Source organism: Vibrio sp. 1402 (genome assembly GCF_033340275.1).
Genome location: NZ_JAWOWE010000008.1, coordinates 164954 through 180776, shown reverse-complemented (window position 1 = coordinate 180776; position 15823 = coordinate 164954). Strand labels below are relative to the sequence as shown.

Below are 15823 nucleotides of genomic sequence, written 5' to 3'. Positions count from 1 at the left end.
CATGCAAGCACTCGCTGACCGCTTAAAAAGCTACAAAGTTGAAGGCCTTACGACGCGCCCTGTCGCCTCTGGCAAACTGGTGCGTGTGGTTGGGTTAACGTTGGAAGCGACCGGCTGTCGCGCACCAATTGGCAGTTTATGCTTAGTGGAAACCATGTCAGGTCAGATGGAAGCCGAGGTTGTCGGCTTTTCAGGTGACAACCTATTTTTAATGCCAAGCGAACAAATTACGGGCATTTTACCTGGCGCGAGAGTCACCCCTTTAACCAGTGACGCTGGTTTGCCTGTCGGCATGGAGTTACTTGGGCGCGTGATAGACGGGGTTGGGAATCCACTTGATGGACTTGGCCCTTTGTATACCGATCACCGTGCCTCTTTTAATGCCGAGCCGATCAACCCGTTGGCTCGAAAACCAATTTCTGAACCGCTCGATGTTGGCCTAAAAGCCATCAATGGTTTGTTGACGGTTGGTAAAGGTCAGCGTATCGGTCTGTTTGCAGGTTCTGGTGTGGGTAAATCGGTCACGCTTGGCATGATGACGCGAGGTACCACCGCACAGGTTGTGGTCGTCGGTCTGATAGGTGAGCGTGGACGTGAAGTTAAAGAATTCATCGAAGAGATCTTGGGTGAGGACGGTCGTCGCCGCTCAGTGGTGGTCGCGGCGCCTGCCGATGCTTCACCTCTAATGCGCTTAAAGGGGTGCCAAACGGCATTAACGATTGCTGAATACTTCCGGGACCAAGGGTTAGATGTTCTGCTATTGATGGACTCGTTGACTCGTTTTGCACAAGCACAGCGTGAAATCGCACTTTCTGTTGGTGAGCCGCCAGCGACGAAAGGCTACCCGCCTTCTGTATTTGCCAAGCTGCCAGCGCTGGTTGAGCGAGCGGGTAATGGAAGTGCCGAACAAGGCTCGATTACGGCGTTCTTTACCGTGTTGACCGAAGGGGATGATTTGCAAGATCCGATAGCGGACGCATCGCGAGCCATTCTTGATGGCCATATTGTACTTTCTCGTGAAATGGCGGATGCTGGCCATTATCCGGCGATTGATGTCGAGAAGTCGGTGAGCCGTGTTATGCCGCAAATCACGACCGAAGAGCACGTTCTGATGTCAAAAGCGGTGCGACAGGTCTTGTCTATTTGTCGCAAGAATCAAGATTTGGTCTCGATTGGAGCGTACAAACCGGGTACCGATCCTGCTATTGATGGCGCATTTACTTTGAAACCGAAGTTAGACGAATACTTGCAGCAGAGCATGAAAGAATCGGTGCCATACGATATGTGCGTCAATATGCTTAGAAACATTTTGGGTGGGTGATAGCGCGTGAATAATGCGATGGAGTTTCTACTTGAGCAAACTAAGGATCGTGAAGACCAAGCTGTGCTTGCACTGAACAAAGCGCGTTCTGAACTCGAAGATTATTACCGTCAGGTTGAACAAATTGAAAAGTATCGGCTTGATTATTGCCAGCAACTCGTCGACCGTGGTCAGGCGGGCCTAACGGCAAGTCAATATGGACACCTAAATCGATTCCTTACCCAGCTAGATGAAACTTTATCTAAGCAAAAGCAAGCAGAAAGTCATTTCAAAGAGCAGGTTGAAAACTGTAAAGAATATTGGTTAACCGTGCGTAAAGAACGCAAATCCTATGAGTGGATGATAGACAAACGCGAAAAAGAGAAACAACTTGCTGAAGCTAAGCGCGAACAAAAGCAAATGGACGAGTTTTCCACCTTACTTTACAGTCGAAAACCACATCGTTTCTAAAGGTTATCGGTTCGATATTGCATTACGGTGTTGCAGTTGACTACATCTCTACCGATTCAAGTAAGGTAACTTTGATTGAGTCTTGTTCAATTAGCTCAAATACCTTCGGTCGAATCTCGCGAACCCACCACTCGTTGTATGTTTTTTCGTAGAGAGCCTGGCGTGCTTGTTCATTGTCGAACTCTCTAAGCCAAACAAAATAGTCATGTCCATCATCACCAGTGTGGACGTAAGTATTCAGTACACGCATGCCTTGTGAGCGTTGATAGGGCAACAGTTCTTCCTTCATCCAACTTAGCCACTGTTCTGTTTTGCCTGCTCTGATTCTATATTGGCGTAATTCTGTGATCTTCAAAGTGATTCCTTAATTGTTAAGTCAAATGTCTGTTTACGCTTATCGTTTTTCAAAGTCAATCAAGTAGCTGTACATCATGTTAGGAACCAGGTTATCGGATAGTATTGTTGATGTTTGTTCCATAAACATGCCATCTATTAGCTTGCCGAGAATTGGCCCAATATTGTGGTGTGATTTTTGCATTTTAGCTGTCAGTGTCGGGTCTTTTTGACCTTAGTTTGCCGCCAGTATTGCTGCCTGCCAGCGATATACTCAGAGCCACGAGAACGAGAGTTTCTAAATGAGTGTGAATTTGTCCCATGTATCTGCGACTACCAAGACGCCAGTTTCTGATGTGTCCGCTAAAGCGTCCGCAGAGAGCACTGAGAGCAAGGGATTTTTAGAAACGTTAACCGATGCGTTTGCTGGTAAACAAAAGCCCGAAAAAGTAGCAACAGAATCGACAGTGGTTGAAGAAAAAGAAAGAGCGGATGTAGGCAGTACTTCTTCTGCTAACGTCTCGGACGAATTGTTGGCGCAAGAAAGCCAAGAATCCGTCAGTGACGAGACCCATGGTTTTGATGAAATATCAGCAAACAAACCGAATGCAACCTTAAGTGAAGAAGCAAGTTTACAAAAGGCGAGTAACAGCACACCTTTGGAGAATGATGTTGAAGCTATTGAAAAAGTGAAATCAACATCAATCGATACGAGCAACCCATCAAATACAGTGGACGTAAAAAGCACGATGGGCGAAGGACAACAGCTTCTTGGTCGAATTGAACAAGCGAATCAAACCCTGAATGCGAGTAATGCATCCATCGATAGTGGCAAAGTTTTGCCTCAGAGCGCGAATTTAGTGCATTCGTTCCACGAGCAAGCAACCGTTTCGACACACCTTGATGAGCTGGCTTTGAATGAAACGCCATCAGTTCATTCGCTTGAACAAGCACAGATGATCCCAGGACAAGACTTAGAGCCAATTTTAGATAAGAATGGTCAACCTATCGATGTCGACAAACTTTCGCCTGAGTTTGCTGCTTGGCAAGAGCTAGCGAAACAAGCCAGCCATCCGACGGATAAGAGCGCAGTCAGTGGTGAAGTAGCTAATGATCTGTCGCCGTTGTTAACAGACGTTGATGGTTCCAACATCGACGCGCTTCCACGAGTCTCCTTGGATGAGCTTGAAGTTATAGATACTAAGTTGGCGCAAGGAAAACCACTGACTCAGCAAGAAGCTCAGATCATTGAAGGGTTGAAACAAGGAAGGATCACGGCGGATATTCCTGATCAAGACCTTGCCCAATTTGTTGCGCTCCCTAATGACATTAAACAGATTCTCGCAGAGCAACAAGTACAACATAATTTAACTCGCCAGGCTGGACCTATGGCAGTGTCTCAGCAAATCCAGCATACAGCGGCTCAAGTACCCCAGCCACAAACTGCTCATAGTGGAGATAAAGTCGCATTATCTCCAACGCCTGATACGTTGATAGCCGCGCAAGTGCCGACGTCGCTTCAAGGTGTGAAAGACGGAGAGATTAGCCAGAAAGTGATGAACGCAGCATTGGCGACTGGTGCGCTAAAGGCGACTGCTGATAAACAAGATAAGCCGGACCTCCAACACGGTTTCGCTGGACAGCTTCAGGCTATGGCAGGTCAGCAAGGGATTAATGTACAGCAACAAGCGCGTATTGATGCTGCACAACAAGCTCAGCTTCCGTTGCAACTAACTAAAGAGCTAGCCAACGAGCAAGTTGCGGAAAAAGTGCAAATGATGATGTCGAAGAATCTGAAAAATCTCGATATTCGTCTTGATCCACCAGAGTTAGGTCGTATGCAAATTCGTATGACCATGAATAACGACGTTGCCAATGTACATTTTACAGTGAACAACCCGCAAGCTCGTGACATTATTGAACAGACGCTCCCTCGTTTGAGAGAAATGCTAGCGCAACAAGGTATGCAGCTGGCTGATTCTTCCGTCCAGCAACAAAACAGCGGGCAACAGCAAGGTAGGTATACTGCTGAACAACATGGTCAAAGCGCGCAAAGTGGCGGTTTTTCTGGACAGTCCGAAGAGGGTTTTGAATCTGATGTCAATCTGGATTTGAATGTCGCTTCAAAGCGTGATGGAATTAGTTTTTACGCATAAAAGGCCGTTTAACGGCAATGGCATACGGTTACCAAGCAACTCACTAAAACGTCTTGGTAACTCAAAAGAACAATAAGAGACAAGAATGGCAGAAGAACAGTTACAAGGGGCCGATGCGCCGAAAGGAAAAAGCAAGTTACTTATCATCATCATCGCTGTTGTAGTATTACTACTTGGTGGCGGGGCAGCGGCATTTTTTCTAATGGGCTCTGATGAACCTGCTCAGGCTGAATCGTCTCAACAGGCTCAAGTGAAGGCATCGGATGCTGCGCCCATCGCGTATGTGAATCTTCCTCAGGCATTTGTATTTAACGTTACTGGGGATAGCCGCGATAGGTTGGTTCAAATTAAAGCGCAGTTAATGGTTCGCGGTGCAGAAAATGAAGAGTTGGCGCGGTATCATTCGCCACTGATTGAAAGCTCTATGCTATCAACGTTTGCTTCCGCGACGGTTGATCAATTGCGCTCTCCTACAGGACGAGTGGAATTGCGCGATCGTGCTTCCGAAGATATCAAAGCAGCGCTGAATGCTGCGGTCGGTAAGCCAGTGATTGAAAAAGTACTGTTTACAGATTTTGTTATTCAATAGGTAAAACGTGACCGATCTATTAAGCCAAGACGAAATTGATGCGCTATTGCATGGGGTTGACGATGTTGATGACGTCGATGAACCGATAGAAAACGACACTGAGGGTGCCGTCAATTTTGATTTCTCGTCGCAAGACAGAATCGTACGTGGTCGAATGCCGACGCTCGAACTTATCAACGAGCGCTTTGCACGGCACATGCGTATTAGTCTGTTTAATATGCTGCGTAAAACGGCAGAGGTGTCGATCAATGGCGTGCAGATGATGAAGTTTGGTGAATACCAGAACACATTGTACGTGCCAACCAGTTTGAACATGGTGCGTTTTCGTCCGTTAAAAGGCACTGCGTTGATCACCATGGAGGCTCGTTTAGTCTTTATTCTGGTAGAAAACTTCTTTGGCGGTGATGGTCGATTCCACGCCAAAATCGAAGGCCGCGAATTTACCCCAACGGAACGCCGCATCATTCAGTTGTTACTGAAAATTGTATTTGAAGATTATAAAGAAGCGTGGTCGCCAGTGATGGGGGTAGAGTTCGAATATCTCGACTCTGAAGTAAACCCAAGCATGGCAAACATTGTCAGCCCGACAGAAGTGATTGTCGTGAGTTCATTCCATATAGAAGTTGACGGCGGTGGCGGCGATTTTCATGTCGTTATGCCTTACTCCATGGTTGAGCCTATCCGTGAACTATTGGATGCAGGTGTTCAGTCCGACAAGATGGAAACGGACGTTCGCTGGAGCTCAGCACTACGTGAAGAGATCATGGATTGTCCGGTTAACTTCCGCGTGAACTTGCTCGAAAAAGACATTTCTTTGCGTGATCTCATGGAGCTGCAACCGGGCGACATCATCCCGATTGAAATGCCAGAACATGCGACGATGTTTGTAGAAGACCTACCGACCTATCGCGTAAAAATGGGTCGTTCGGAAGACAAATTAGCGGTGCAAATTTCTGAGGAAATTGAGCGCCCACATGTCGTCAAAACAGATTTAGCTTTCTTAGGTAAAGACATCATGTCCGAGCTTGAGAATGAAGACGATATAGACCATTAAGATACCTTATTAAACAGACATGCTATGGCATGAGTAAGGCGTAACACAGGATAGAAAAATGGAACCAAGTGACGATCAAAAGCTAGCAGACGAATGGGCAGCCGCTCTTGGCGAAGACCCGTCTGCCCCTTCTGTAGACGTAGATGAAGTATTGGCTGCGCCACTGGAAGAGCTAAAAGACACTTCAAGCCCAATTAGCGAAGATGAGCGTCGTAAACTCGACACTATTATGGATATCCCGGTGACGATTTCGATGGAAGTCGGTCGTTCTCAAATTAGCATTCGGAACCTGTTGCAGCTTAACCAAGGTTCGGTTGTTGAGTTGGATCGTCTAGCCGGTGAGTCGCTCGACGTATTGGTTAACGGTACTTTGATTGCTCACGGCGAAGTCGTGGTCGTCAACGATAAGTTTGGTATCCGTTTGACGGATGTGATCAGCCAAACTGAACGAATTAAGAAGCTGCGTTAAGATGAGTCGTTCAATCAAAATGCGATTGAAGCAAATCACTGGAGCACTGAGCTTAATGCTAAGTGCTCCTTATGCATTTGCTGCCGCACCAAATAATCTGGATCTTGCGACGACACTTGGCTCGCTTGTGCTTGTAATCGGCGTGATTCTTTTGCTGGCTTGGTTGCTGAAACGTATGCAAGTGCCAGCGATGGGACAACAAAAGGGCTTGCGTATAGTGAGTCAGTTGCCAGTGGGTACAAAAGAAAGAATCGCAGTAGTTCAAGTGGGTGAAGAACAGTTTTTGGTTGGGATTACTAGCCAATCGATCCAAACTTTAGCCAAGTTAGATAAGCCACTGAAAGAGGAAGAGTTGGCGACCAATGCTTTTGCGACTCAATTTAGCCAGCTGATCAAAAAACATGACAAAGGGTAATCCAATTCGTTTGCTCCTGAGTACGTTGTTACTTTTTGTCGGCGTGCTGTTTTCTTCATTTACCTTTGCTGAAGCAGAGGAGTCAGCGCTGCCAGATAACTTAGCCGATGGAAGTGGTGTTACAGTTCAGGCTATGCAAAGTGATACTGGTGCTAGCCGTGCTATGTCCGTTTCTAGTGGCGGTGGTATTCCAGCATTCACCATGACCACGAACCCTGATGGCAGTGAAGACTACTCGGTTACACTACAAATTTTAGCGTTAATGACCATGCTTGGCTTCTTGCCTGCCATGGTGATTCTGATGACCTCGTTCACTCGAATTGTGGTGGTGATGTCGATATTGCGTCAGGCAATGGGTTTGCAACAAACGCCTTCTAATCAGGTTATTATTGGTATTGCGCTGTTTTTGACCTTTTTTGTTATGTCTCCTGTCCTGAACGAAATCAACGACAAAGCTGTTCAGCCTTATTTGAACGAGCAAGTTACGGCGCGAGAAGCGTTTGATGCTGCACAAGCGCCAATGAAAGCATTTATGCTTAAGCAGACCCGAATCAAAGATTTGGAGACGTTCGTAACCATGTCAGGAGAGCAAGTCGAGAATCCAGAAGATGTGTCGATGGCGGTGTTGATTCCGGCTTTTATCACCTCAGAGCTAAAAACTGCATTCCAAATTGGCTTTATGCTCTTCTTGCCGTTTTTGATTATTGACCTTGTAGTCGCTTCGGTACTGATGGCAATGGGTATGATGATGTTGTCACCAATGATTGTTTCGTTGCCGTTCAAGTTGATGTTGTTCGTATTGGTCGATGGTTGGAACTTGATACTCTCGACACTTGCGGGCAGCTTTGCCCTTTAGATAAGCGCAGATAGAGGATAAGACATGACACCAGAAATGTTTGTCGAGCTTTTCCGTGAAGCACTTTGGATGGTGCTTATCATGGTCTGCGCTATTATCATCCCAAGCTTGCTTATCGGCCTTGTAGTTGCGATTTTTCAAGCTGCGACATCCATCAACGAACAAACATTGAGCTTCTTACCGCGTTTGATTGTCACGCTTTTGGCCCTGATGCTGTTTGGGCATTGGATGACGCAAATGTTGATGGAATATTTCTATGGCTTGATTGAACGCTTACCTCAGGTGCTTTATTAGAGGCGCCTATGGAGTACCCCACTAGCGTTGTCTTAGATTGGATCGCAAACTACTTCTGGCCCTATGTTCGTATCTCATCCATGTTGATGGTGATGACAGTAACCGGGGCCCGATTTGTTTCGCCAAGAATCCGCCTTTACCTCGGTTTAGCCATCACTTTCGCTGTCATGCCAGCCATCCCCGCCGTACCTCAGGACATTGAGCTACTCTCGTTTCGTGGCTTCATGACCATTGCCGAGCAAATGATCATCGGCATAGCGATGGGTATGGTTACTCAATTTATGATTCAAACCTTTGTCCTACTTGGTCAAATATTGGGTATGCAATCAAGTTTGGGCTTTGCTTCTATGGTTGATCCCGCAAATGGTCAGAACACGCCATTGCTTGGCCAGTTATTCATGTTCTTAACGACAATGTTTTTCCTTGCCACCGATGGACACTTAAAAATGCTGCAATTGGTGGTGTTCAGTTTTAAAACTTTGCCGATTGGCTCCGGCTCGCTCAACGCGGTTGATTTCCGTGAAATGGCAGGCTGGCTTGGTATTATGTTCCAAACTGCATTGAGTATGTCTCTATCCGGCATTATTGCACTACTGACCATTAACTTGTCGTTTGGTGTAATGACCCGTGCCGCACCACAGCTGAATATCTTCTCGCTTGGTTTTGCTTTTGCTTTGATGGTGGGTCTATTACTTTGTTGGTACATACTGGCTGGTCTATACAGTCATTATGAAATGTTCTGGACAGTGGGTGAGGCGCAGATTTGTCGGCTCATTCGCTTGGAGTGCTAAGATTTGGCAGAATCAGACGGTCAGGAACGCACCGAAGAAGCCACGCCCCGACGGTTACAACAAGCCAGAGAAAAGGGGCAGGTCGCTCGATCTAAAGAGCTTGCATCAGCATCTGTGCTGATCGTTGGCGCCATTTCATTGATGTGGTTTGGCGAGGCGTTAGCACGTTCATTGTTTTCCATCATGAGCCGTTTATTTGATCTTCAACGAGAAGAGATTTTCGATACTGCAAAACTGTTTGATATCGCTTTGGGCGCGATGAGTGATTTGTTGTTCCCACTATTTTTGGTGTTAGCGACATTGTTTACCGCCGCCATGATTGGAGCAGCAGGTGTGGGAGGAATCAGTTTTTCTGCCCAAGCGGCCATGCCCAAGCTGTCGAAAATGAATCCACTTAGCGGCTTAAAGCGAATGGTTGGCATGCAAAGCTGGGTAGAGTTGATCAAATCAATCCTTAAAGTGGTTCTGGTCACTGGTGTCGCCATCTATTTGATCCAAGCATCGCAGGCCGATCTGATTCAATTGAGCATGGATGTGTATCCGCAAAACATCTTCCATGCTTTAGATATTTTGCTGAACTTTATTTTGCTGATCAGTTGCTCGCTATTGATTGTGGTTGCCATCGATATTCCATTTCAAATTTGGCAGCACGCCGATCAGTTAAAAATGACCAAGCAAGAAGTCAAAGACGAATACAAAGAGACTGAAGGTAAGCCGGAAGTGAAAGGCCGTATTCGTATGTTGCAAAGGGAAGCGGCTCAACGTCGAATGATGGCGGACGTTCCTCAAGCTGATGTTATTGTTACTAACCCAGAGCACTTCTCGGTAGCGCTTCGTTATAAACAGAAGACAGACCGTGCGCCAGTCGTGATCGCTAAAGGTACTGACCACATGGCGATGAAGATTCGAGAAGTCGCCCGCGAACATGACATTACGATTGTGCCCGCACCACCTTTGGCTCGTGCGTTGTACCACACGACAGAGCTCGAGCAAGAGATCCCCGATGGGTTATTTACTGCCGTCGCTCAGGTTTTGGCATTTGTATTCCAATTGAAGCAATACCGAAAACGAGGTGGACAGCGCCCGAAAATTCAAGATTATGATTTGCCAATCCCGCCCGAGCACCGTCATTGATACGAAAAGCGGTAAAGCCTTAAAAAAGCTCGTTTGATCAAAAGCTAAGCTCTATTTGAGTGTTTAGTCATTATTTTGGCGCTAATTATGGTACATAGATTGCTTAAAACGCTTTAATTATCAACCCTACCTAAACTTTTAGGCTAAAGCGGTCGCGTATTAATAGTAAGAGCTTACGTGACGCTTCAATCGATTGAGATCTCTCGCAGTATGAAGTTAAGCCTGCCGTTTGCAGATAAATTGCCACGAATCCCTCAACGTGAAATGCCAGCTATTGGTGCTCCGGTGATGGTTTTGGCCACCCTAGCGATGGTGGTACTGCCGATTCCAGCATTTTTGCTGGATATGTTCTTCACCTTTAACATCGCGCTGTCGATGGTGGTGTTGTTAGTGACCGTTTACACACGTCGCCCTTTGGACTTCGCTGCTTTTCCAACGGTATTGCTGATCGCCACGTTGCTCCGCTTGGCTTTGAACGTTGCCTCGACTCGTGTCGTCTTACTGCATGGTCATGAAGGCGGTAATGCGGCAGGTAACGTAATTGAGGCGTTCGGTAACGTCGTTATTGGTGGTAACTACGCGGTCGGCCTAGTGGTTTTCCTCATCTTAATGATCATCAACTTTATGGTGGTGACCAAAGGTGCGGGTCGTATCTCTGAGGTAAGTGCTCGCTTTACGCTTGATGCGTTGCCGGGTAAGCAAATGGCGATTGATGCCGACTTGAATGCCGGATTGATAGACCAAGAGCAGGCAAGAGTTCGTCGTTTTGAAGTGACCAAAGAAGCGGATTTCTATGGCTCGATGGATGGTGCCTCGAAGTTCGTAAAAGGTGACGCGATTGCCGGTATTTTGATTCTGTTTATCAACATCGTCGGCGGTCTGTCGATCGGTATGGCGCAGTATGGATTGGGTTTCGGTGAAGCGATTGAAATCTATACCTTACTGACAATCGGTGATGGTTTGGTCGCACAAATCCCATCGCTATTGCTGTCGATTGCAGCGGCAATGATGGTGACGCGCCAAAACACCGATGAAGACATGGGGGAACAACTGGTCTTCCAGATGTTCGACAACCCAAAAGCGCTGATGATTACTGCGGCTATTCTTGGTGTGATGGGCATCGTACCGGGCATGCCACACTTTGCGTTTTTGAGCCTGGCAGTCGCGGCCGGTGCAGCGGCATATTTCATCGACAAACGGCAGAAGCATAAAGCGAAAGAGCCCGCTTTACCAGCAACAGCAGACGAAGGTACAGAACCTTCCTCACAGCGCGAACTGTCTTGGGATGACGTCCAGCCAGTCGATATTATTGGCTTGGAAGTCGGTTATCGCTTAATCCCTTTGGTGGACAGAGACCAAGGTGGGGAACTGCTAGAGCGCGTAAAAGGCGTGCGTAAAAAGTTATCGCAAGATTTTGGGTTCCTAATTCCAGCGGTTCATATTCGTGACAATCTTGAGCTGACCCCAAACAGTTACCGAATTACATTGATGGGGGTTGCGGTGGGCGAAGCAGAGATTCGTCCGGATCAAGAGCTAGCGATTAACCCAGGTCAGGTGTATGGCATGATTGATGGTGAACCAACCATTGACCCTGCTTTTGGACTGGAAGCCGTATGGATCCGAGAAGATCAGCGTGAGCACGCGCAGGCTCTGGGTTATACGGTTGTTGATTCATCAACGGTATTAGCGACGCACCTAAGCCAGCTATTGACCAACAACGCGTCACAGCTAATTGGCCATGAAGAAGTAGAGAATTTATTAGAAATGTTGGGACGCAGCGCGCCTAAGTTGGTCGAGAACTTTGTTCCTGACCAATTACCATTAGGTGTGGTGGTGAAAGTCCTACAAAACTTGTTAAACGAGGCCATTCCAATCCGCGATATTCGCACGATTGTTCAAACTTTGGCTGAGTACTCAAGTAAGAGTCAAGAAGCTGACATATTGACGGCAGCAGTTCGAATTAGTCTTAAACGTCTAATTGTTCAAGAAATCAATGGTATAGAGCCTGAGTTACCAGTGATCACCTTGATACCCGAACTGGAACAAATATTGCATCAAACTATGCAAGCATCAGGAGGCGAATCCGCGGGGATTGAACCGGGACTCGCTGAGCGATTGCAGTCTTCACTAAGCCAAGCGACACAGGAACAAGAACTGAAAGGCGAACCTGCCGTTCTGCTTACTTCCGGTGTATTACGCTCGACGTTGGCGAAATTTGTGAAGAACACAATACCTAATCTCCGGGTACTGTCTTACCAAGAAATCCCGGATGAAAAACAGATCAGAATTGTGCAAGCCGTGGGTAACTGATCTCACGCATCATTAATGGATTCATAGTTTGAAAATAAAGCGATTTTTTGCCAAAGACATGAGAACGGCGCTGCTCCAAGTGAAAGAGGACTTAGGCGCGGAAGCGGTGATCATGTCAAACAAGAAAGTGGCTGGTGGAGTAGCGATTGTTGCGGCGATAGATAGTGAATCTAATCCGTCTCAAGCAAGCGCAGCGTCACAGCAAAATCGCGGTGCTTCTCAATCGAATCGCTATAACGAACATCGTCAAATGTCATCGTCTTCTGCTGATCGTTACCAAGATCGTCATTTAGATGAAGATAAAATTAGCCTGAACAGTAATAACAGTAACAATGAAAAAACAGGCTCAATGACGCAGCGATTCGCTAATATGCTTAAGCAATATAGCGGTGGTGCAGCAGATGCTGACGATCACGTAGCAGAAAATGAAGATTCGCTCTCTGCTTTGCTGCAACGCCAAAATAAGCATCGCGACGGCTACAACCAAGAAAAGCCAGCGCCATATCAACCAGATTCACCTTTGGCGAAGCTAATCGCACAGGACAATCGATTTGAACGTCCGACGCCCAAGCTGGACCCGACGCGCTATGACCGACGTCGCCCAAGTGATGAGCGTGACGAATCGGCCGATGAGCTAGAAAGCATGCGCGAAGAGATGACGTCAATTCGTCGTCTGTTGGAGCACCAAGTTTCTGGCCTGATGTGGCAAGAAGTAGAACGCCGTGAGCCGCTAAGAGCTATGCTGATTAAGCGCTTAGAGCGAATGGGCGTTTCTCCGGAGTTAGCAGACCAGATGGCCTGTTATATCCCGGAAGATACAAAGCCAGCGCGAGCGTGGAAAGCGTTATTGTCGCTGGTGGCGGATCAAATCAATATTCCTAAACAGGACATTTTAAAACGTGGTGGCGTAGTCGCATTGTTGGGTCCGACGGGGGTTGGGAAAACAACAACCGTAGCGAAACTCGCAGCACGCGCAGCCATGGAATACGGTGCCGACAATGTGGCCCTTGTGACAACAGATACATATCGCATAGGTGCACATGAGCAACTCTCAATTTACGGAAGAATCATGGGTTGTCCCGTAAGAGTTGCTAAAGATTCTAACGAGTTAGCCGATGTTATATATCAGCTAAGAAACAGAAGACTGATTTTGGTCGATACGGCAGGGATGGGGCAACGAGATGTGAGGCTTTCCGAGCAGCTCGACACTCTAATGCAAGAGAGCGGAGAAGTGATTCACAGCTACCTTGTTTTGCCGGCTACCGCACAACGTCGTGTTCTACAAGAAACGCTGGATCACTTCCGACGTATACCACTTTCGGGTTGTATTATGACGAAGCTTGATGAGTCATTAAGCCTAGGCGAATTCATCAGTGTAGTGATTCAAAACGCAATGCCAGTAGCTTACATCGCTAATGGTCAGCGCGTACCAGAAGACATTGTGATAGCGCAACCAAAATATATGCTTGCGAAAGCAAATGAACTGTTAGAGAAGTCGACAGAGAACGAACCTCACTTTTGGAACAGTGACAGTGAAGGACTCTAAGGCGGCGGACTACTATGACTGAGAATATGATACACGATCAAGCAAGCGGCCTCCGTCGCTTAACACAACCATCGTTGACCAAAGTGATTGCTGTTACTGGCGGCAAAGGTGGTGTGGGGAAATCAAACGTAACACTGGGTCTGGCGATTTGTATGGCTCGCCAAGGCAAGAAGGTGATGGTTTTCGACGCTGATTTAGGTCTGGCCAATGTGGACGTGATGCTCGGAATTCGTGCAAAACGTAATCTAGGACATGTCTTAGCGGGTGAATGTGAGCTAAAAGATGCGATTGTCGAAGGGCCTTATGGTATAAAGATAATTCCTGCAACTTCTGGCACACAGAGCATGACAGAGCTTTCTCACGCTCAGCATGCTGGACTCATTCGAGCATTTGGTAGTCTTGAAGACGAAATGGATGTCCTGCTGATTGATACCGCTGCTGGTATCTCTGACATGGTAATCAGTTTTTCGCGAGCAGCTCAAGATGTGGTTGTAGTTGTGTGTGATGAACCGACGTCAATCACAGATGCCTATGCATTAATCAAGCTGTTGAGTAAAGAACACCAAGTTCAACGCTTTAAAGTTGTAGCAAATATGGTCAGAAGCTACCGTGAAGGGCGAGAATTGTTTGCAAAGTTGACACTAGTCACAGAGCGATTCTTGAATGTTAGCCTTGAACTCGTAGCATGTATTCCATTAGATGATAAAGTACGACAGGCTGTAAAAAGACAAAAAATTGTCGTTGATGCGTTCCCACGCTCGCCTGCCGCTTTAGCTATCAGCTCACTAGCAAACAAAGCGTTGACGTGGCCACTACCGAAAACACCAAGTGGACACTTGGAATTTTTTGTGGAAAGGTTGCTAAATCGTACCGAATTCGCAGAGGACCCTTTTGGTGAATAAAGCGATAACCTATGACCAACATGGCAAATTTAATAGCCAGCAGGCGTTCATTGAACGTTATTCAGTGTTGGTTAAGCGCATTGCTCACCACCTACTAGGCCGTTTACCGCCGAGTGTTCAGGTAGAGGATTTAATTCAGGCCGGCATGATCGGTCTTATCGAAGCTCAGCAGAATTATGATGGTTCTAAAGGTGCGAGCTTTGAAACTTATGCAGGTATCCGTATTCGTGGCGCAATGTTAGATGACATGCGTAAAGGCGATTGGGTACCGCGTTCTGTTCATAAAAATAATCGAGAGATTAACCAAGCGATTGCGGAGCTGGAAGGCGAATTAAATCGAGATCCTACTGATTCTGAAGTAGCCACGCATCTCGGGATGACACTGGATCAATATCATAGTGCTCTTACCGATATCAACTGCTCAAAATTAGTCGGTATTGAAGATTTAGGCGTTTCTGATGATGTGATTTCACCGGCGGATGAAACCGATGACAGCAACCCATTCAAAGGGGTAGTTGATGAATCATTTCGAAAAGCACTGGTTGAATCAATAAAACAGCTTCCAGAGCGTGAAGCTTTGGTTCTTTCGCTTTATTATGATGAAGAACTCAATTTGAAAGAAATTGGCGATGTGTTAGGCGTAAGCGAATCTCGCGTAAGTCAAATACTGAGTCAAGCGATGCAACGTTTACGTACCAAGCTCAGTGCGTGGACACAAAATGACTAAAAACACTGATTTTACGATTCAGTGGAGGCAATTTTGAATAAAAACATGAAGATCCTTATTGTTGATGATTTCTCAACAATGCGCCGTATTGTTAAAAACCTGCTTCGTGACTTGGGTTTCAATAACACTCAAGAAGCGGACGATGGTTTAACCGCATTACCAATGCTGAAAAAAGGTGACTTCGATTTTGTTGTAACTGACTGGAACATGCCAGGTATGCAAGGCATCGATTTGCTTAAACACATCCGCGCGGATGCAGAACTTAAGCATCTGCCAGTTCTAATGATCACGGCTGAAGCGAAGCGTGAGCAGATCATTGAAGCTGCTCAAGCAGGTGTAAACGGCTACATTGTTAAGCCATTTACTGCTGCAACATTAAAAGAAAAATTAGATAAAATTTTCGAGCGTTTATAACTCTCTCTTTCTCTTTGTTATTCGAGTCATTCATACCAATTATTAAATACCTATTAAATGAC

At 46.5% G+C, this 15823-nt stretch carries 17 protein-coding genes; 16 read left to right on the top strand and 1 reads right to left on the bottom strand.

Features of this window, described 5'->3' with window-relative positions; genetic code table 11:
• Nucleotide 1 precedes the first annotated feature (1 nt).
• Both fliI and fliJ read left to right on the top strand, forming a co-directional pair.
• Complete coding sequence (gene fliI, locus R7044_RS16450; RefSeq protein ID WP_005384474.1) at nt 2-1321, top strand: flagellar protein export ATPase FliI; 1320 nt, start codon at nt 2-4, stop codon at nt 1319-1321.
• Between the two features lie 6 nt (nt 1322-1327).
• A complete protein-coding gene (gene fliJ / locus R7044_RS16445) occupies nt 1328-1771 on the top strand; it encodes a flagellar export protein FliJ (RefSeq protein WP_005380474.1) in 444 nt (147 codons plus the stop codon).
• Between the two features lie 40 nt (nt 1772-1811).
• Here the strand turns inward: fliJ and R7044_RS16440 are convergent, their stop codons facing one another.
• A complete protein-coding gene (locus R7044_RS16440) occupies nt 1812-2126 on the bottom strand; it encodes an NIPSNAP family protein (RefSeq protein WP_005380475.1) in 315 nt (104 codons plus the stop codon).
• 280 nt (nt 2127-2406) lie between these two features.
• On the opposite strand from R7044_RS16440, the gene R7044_RS16435 reads away from it, so the two are divergent.
• The 14 genes from R7044_RS16435 (at nt 2407) to cheY (ending at nt 15761) form a co-directional block, all read left to right on the top strand.
• Complete coding sequence (locus R7044_RS16435; RefSeq protein ID WP_033907109.1) at nt 2407-4260, top strand: flagellar hook-length control protein FliK; 1854 nt, start codon at nt 2407-2409, stop codon at nt 4258-4260.
• 85 nt (nt 4261-4345) lie between these two features.
• Nucleotides 4346-4849, top strand: a complete 504-nt coding sequence (fliL, locus tag R7044_RS16430; RefSeq protein WP_005380477.1) for a flagellar basal body-associated protein FliL — start codon at nt 4346-4348, stop codon at nt 4847-4849.
• Nucleotides 4850-4856: 7 nt separating this feature from the next.
• Nucleotides 4857-5903 (top strand): flagellar motor switch protein FliM, encoded by a 1047-nt coding sequence (fliM, locus tag R7044_RS16425; RefSeq protein ID WP_017635951.1) that lies wholly within the window; start codon nt 4857-4859, stop codon nt 5901-5903.
• A gap of 58 nt (nt 5904-5961) precedes the next feature.
• The gene (gene fliN, locus R7044_RS16420; RefSeq protein WP_005380479.1) at nt 5962-6372 is read left to right on the top strand and encodes a flagellar motor switch protein FliN; all 411 of its coding nucleotides are present in this window, start codon (nt 5962-5964) and stop codon (nt 6370-6372) included.
• Between the two features lies 1 nt (nt 6373).
• On the top strand, nt 6374-6787 hold the full coding sequence (fliO, locus tag R7044_RS16415) for a flagellar biosynthetic protein FliO (RefSeq protein WP_005380480.1): 414 nt from the start codon (nt 6374-6376) through the stop codon (nt 6785-6787).
• Nucleotides 6774-7643: a flagellar type III secretion system pore protein FliP gene (gene fliP, locus R7044_RS16410; RefSeq protein WP_005394311.1), complete on the top strand. Its 870-nt coding sequence runs from the start codon at nt 6774-6776 to the stop codon at nt 7641-7643. The genes fliO and fliP overlap by 14 nt, the downstream gene beginning before the upstream one ends.
• 24 nt (nt 7644-7667) lie before the next feature.
• Complete coding sequence (fliQ, locus tag R7044_RS16405; RefSeq protein ID WP_005380488.1) at nt 7668-7937, top strand: flagellar biosynthesis protein FliQ; 270 nt, start codon at nt 7668-7670, stop codon at nt 7935-7937.
• 8 nt (nt 7938-7945) lie between these two features.
• Nucleotides 7946-8728, top strand: a complete 783-nt coding sequence (gene fliR / locus R7044_RS16400) for a flagellar biosynthetic protein FliR (protein ID WP_005384463.1) — start codon at nt 7946-7948, stop codon at nt 8726-8728.
• Nucleotides 8729-8731: 3 nt separating this feature from the next.
• A complete protein-coding gene (gene flhB / locus R7044_RS16395; RefSeq protein WP_005380490.1) occupies nt 8732-9862 on the top strand; it encodes a flagellar biosynthesis protein FlhB in 1131 nt (376 codons plus the stop codon).
• 210 nt (nt 9863-10072) lie between these two features.
• Nucleotides 10073-12172, top strand: a complete 2100-nt coding sequence (gene flhA / locus R7044_RS16390) for a flagellar biosynthesis protein FlhA (protein WP_085569806.1) — start codon at nt 10073-10075, stop codon at nt 12170-12172.
• Between the two features lie 28 nt (nt 12173-12200).
• The gene (flhF, locus tag R7044_RS16385) at nt 12201-13718 is read left to right on the top strand and encodes a flagellar biosynthesis protein FlhF (protein WP_085569739.1); all 1518 of its coding nucleotides are present in this window, start codon (nt 12201-12203) and stop codon (nt 13716-13718) included.
• Nucleotides 13719-13732: 14 nt separating this feature from the next.
• Nucleotides 13733-14620 (top strand): MinD/ParA family protein, encoded by an 888-nt coding sequence (locus tag R7044_RS16380; protein WP_225455687.1) that lies wholly within the window; start codon nt 13733-13735, stop codon nt 14618-14620.
• Entirely contained in the window at nt 14613-15347 is a 735-nt protein-coding gene (locus R7044_RS16375) for an RNA polymerase sigma factor FliA (RefSeq protein WP_005380499.1), read from the top strand. The genes R7044_RS16380 and R7044_RS16375 overlap by 8 nt, the downstream gene beginning before the upstream one ends.
• Before the next feature lie 45 nt (nt 15348-15392).
• On the top strand, nt 15393-15761 hold the full coding sequence (gene cheY, locus R7044_RS16370) for a chemotaxis response regulator CheY (RefSeq protein WP_017635949.1): 369 nt from the start codon (nt 15393-15395) through the stop codon (nt 15759-15761).
• The last annotated feature ends 62 nt before the right edge of the window (nt 15762-15823 follow it).

Bases quoted from the DNA above. Each gene is read 5' to 3' on its own strand.
- fliI (WP_005384474.1), top strand. From the start codon at position 2: ATGCAAGCACTCGCTGACCGCTTAAAAAGCTACAAAGTTGAAGGCCTT.
- R7044_RS16435 (WP_033907109.1), top strand. From the start codon at position 2,407: ATGAGTGTGAATTTGTCCCATGTATCTGCGACTACCAAGACGCCAGTT.
- fliL (WP_005380477.1), top strand. From the start codon at position 4,346: ATGGCAGAAGAACAGTTACAAGGGGCCGATGCGCCGAAAGGAAAAAGC.
- fliN (WP_005380479.1), top strand. From the start codon at position 5,962: ATGGAACCAAGTGACGATCAAAAGCTAGCAGACGAATGGGCAGCCGCT.
- fliO (WP_005380480.1), top strand. From the start codon at position 6,374: ATGAGTCGTTCAATCAAAATGCGATTGAAGCAAATCACTGGAGCACTG.
- fliP (WP_005394311.1), top strand. From the start codon at position 6,774: ATGACAAAGGGTAATCCAATTCGTTTGCTCCTGAGTACGTTGTTACTT.
- fliQ (WP_005380488.1), top strand. From the start codon at position 7,668: ATGACACCAGAAATGTTTGTCGAGCTTTTCCGTGAAGCACTTTGGATG.
- fliR (WP_005384463.1), top strand. From the start codon at position 7,946: ATGGAGTACCCCACTAGCGTTGTCTTAGATTGGATCGCAAACTACTTC.
- flhA (WP_085569806.1), top strand. From the start codon at position 10,073: ATGAAGTTAAGCCTGCCGTTTGCAGATAAATTGCCACGAATCCCTCAA.
- R7044_RS16380 (WP_225455687.1), top strand. From the start codon at position 13,733: ATGACTGAGAATATGATACACGATCAAGCAAGCGGCCTCCGTCGCTTA.
- cheY (WP_017635949.1), top strand. From the start codon at position 15,393: ATGAAGATCCTTATTGTTGATGATTTCTCAACAATGCGCCGTATTGTT.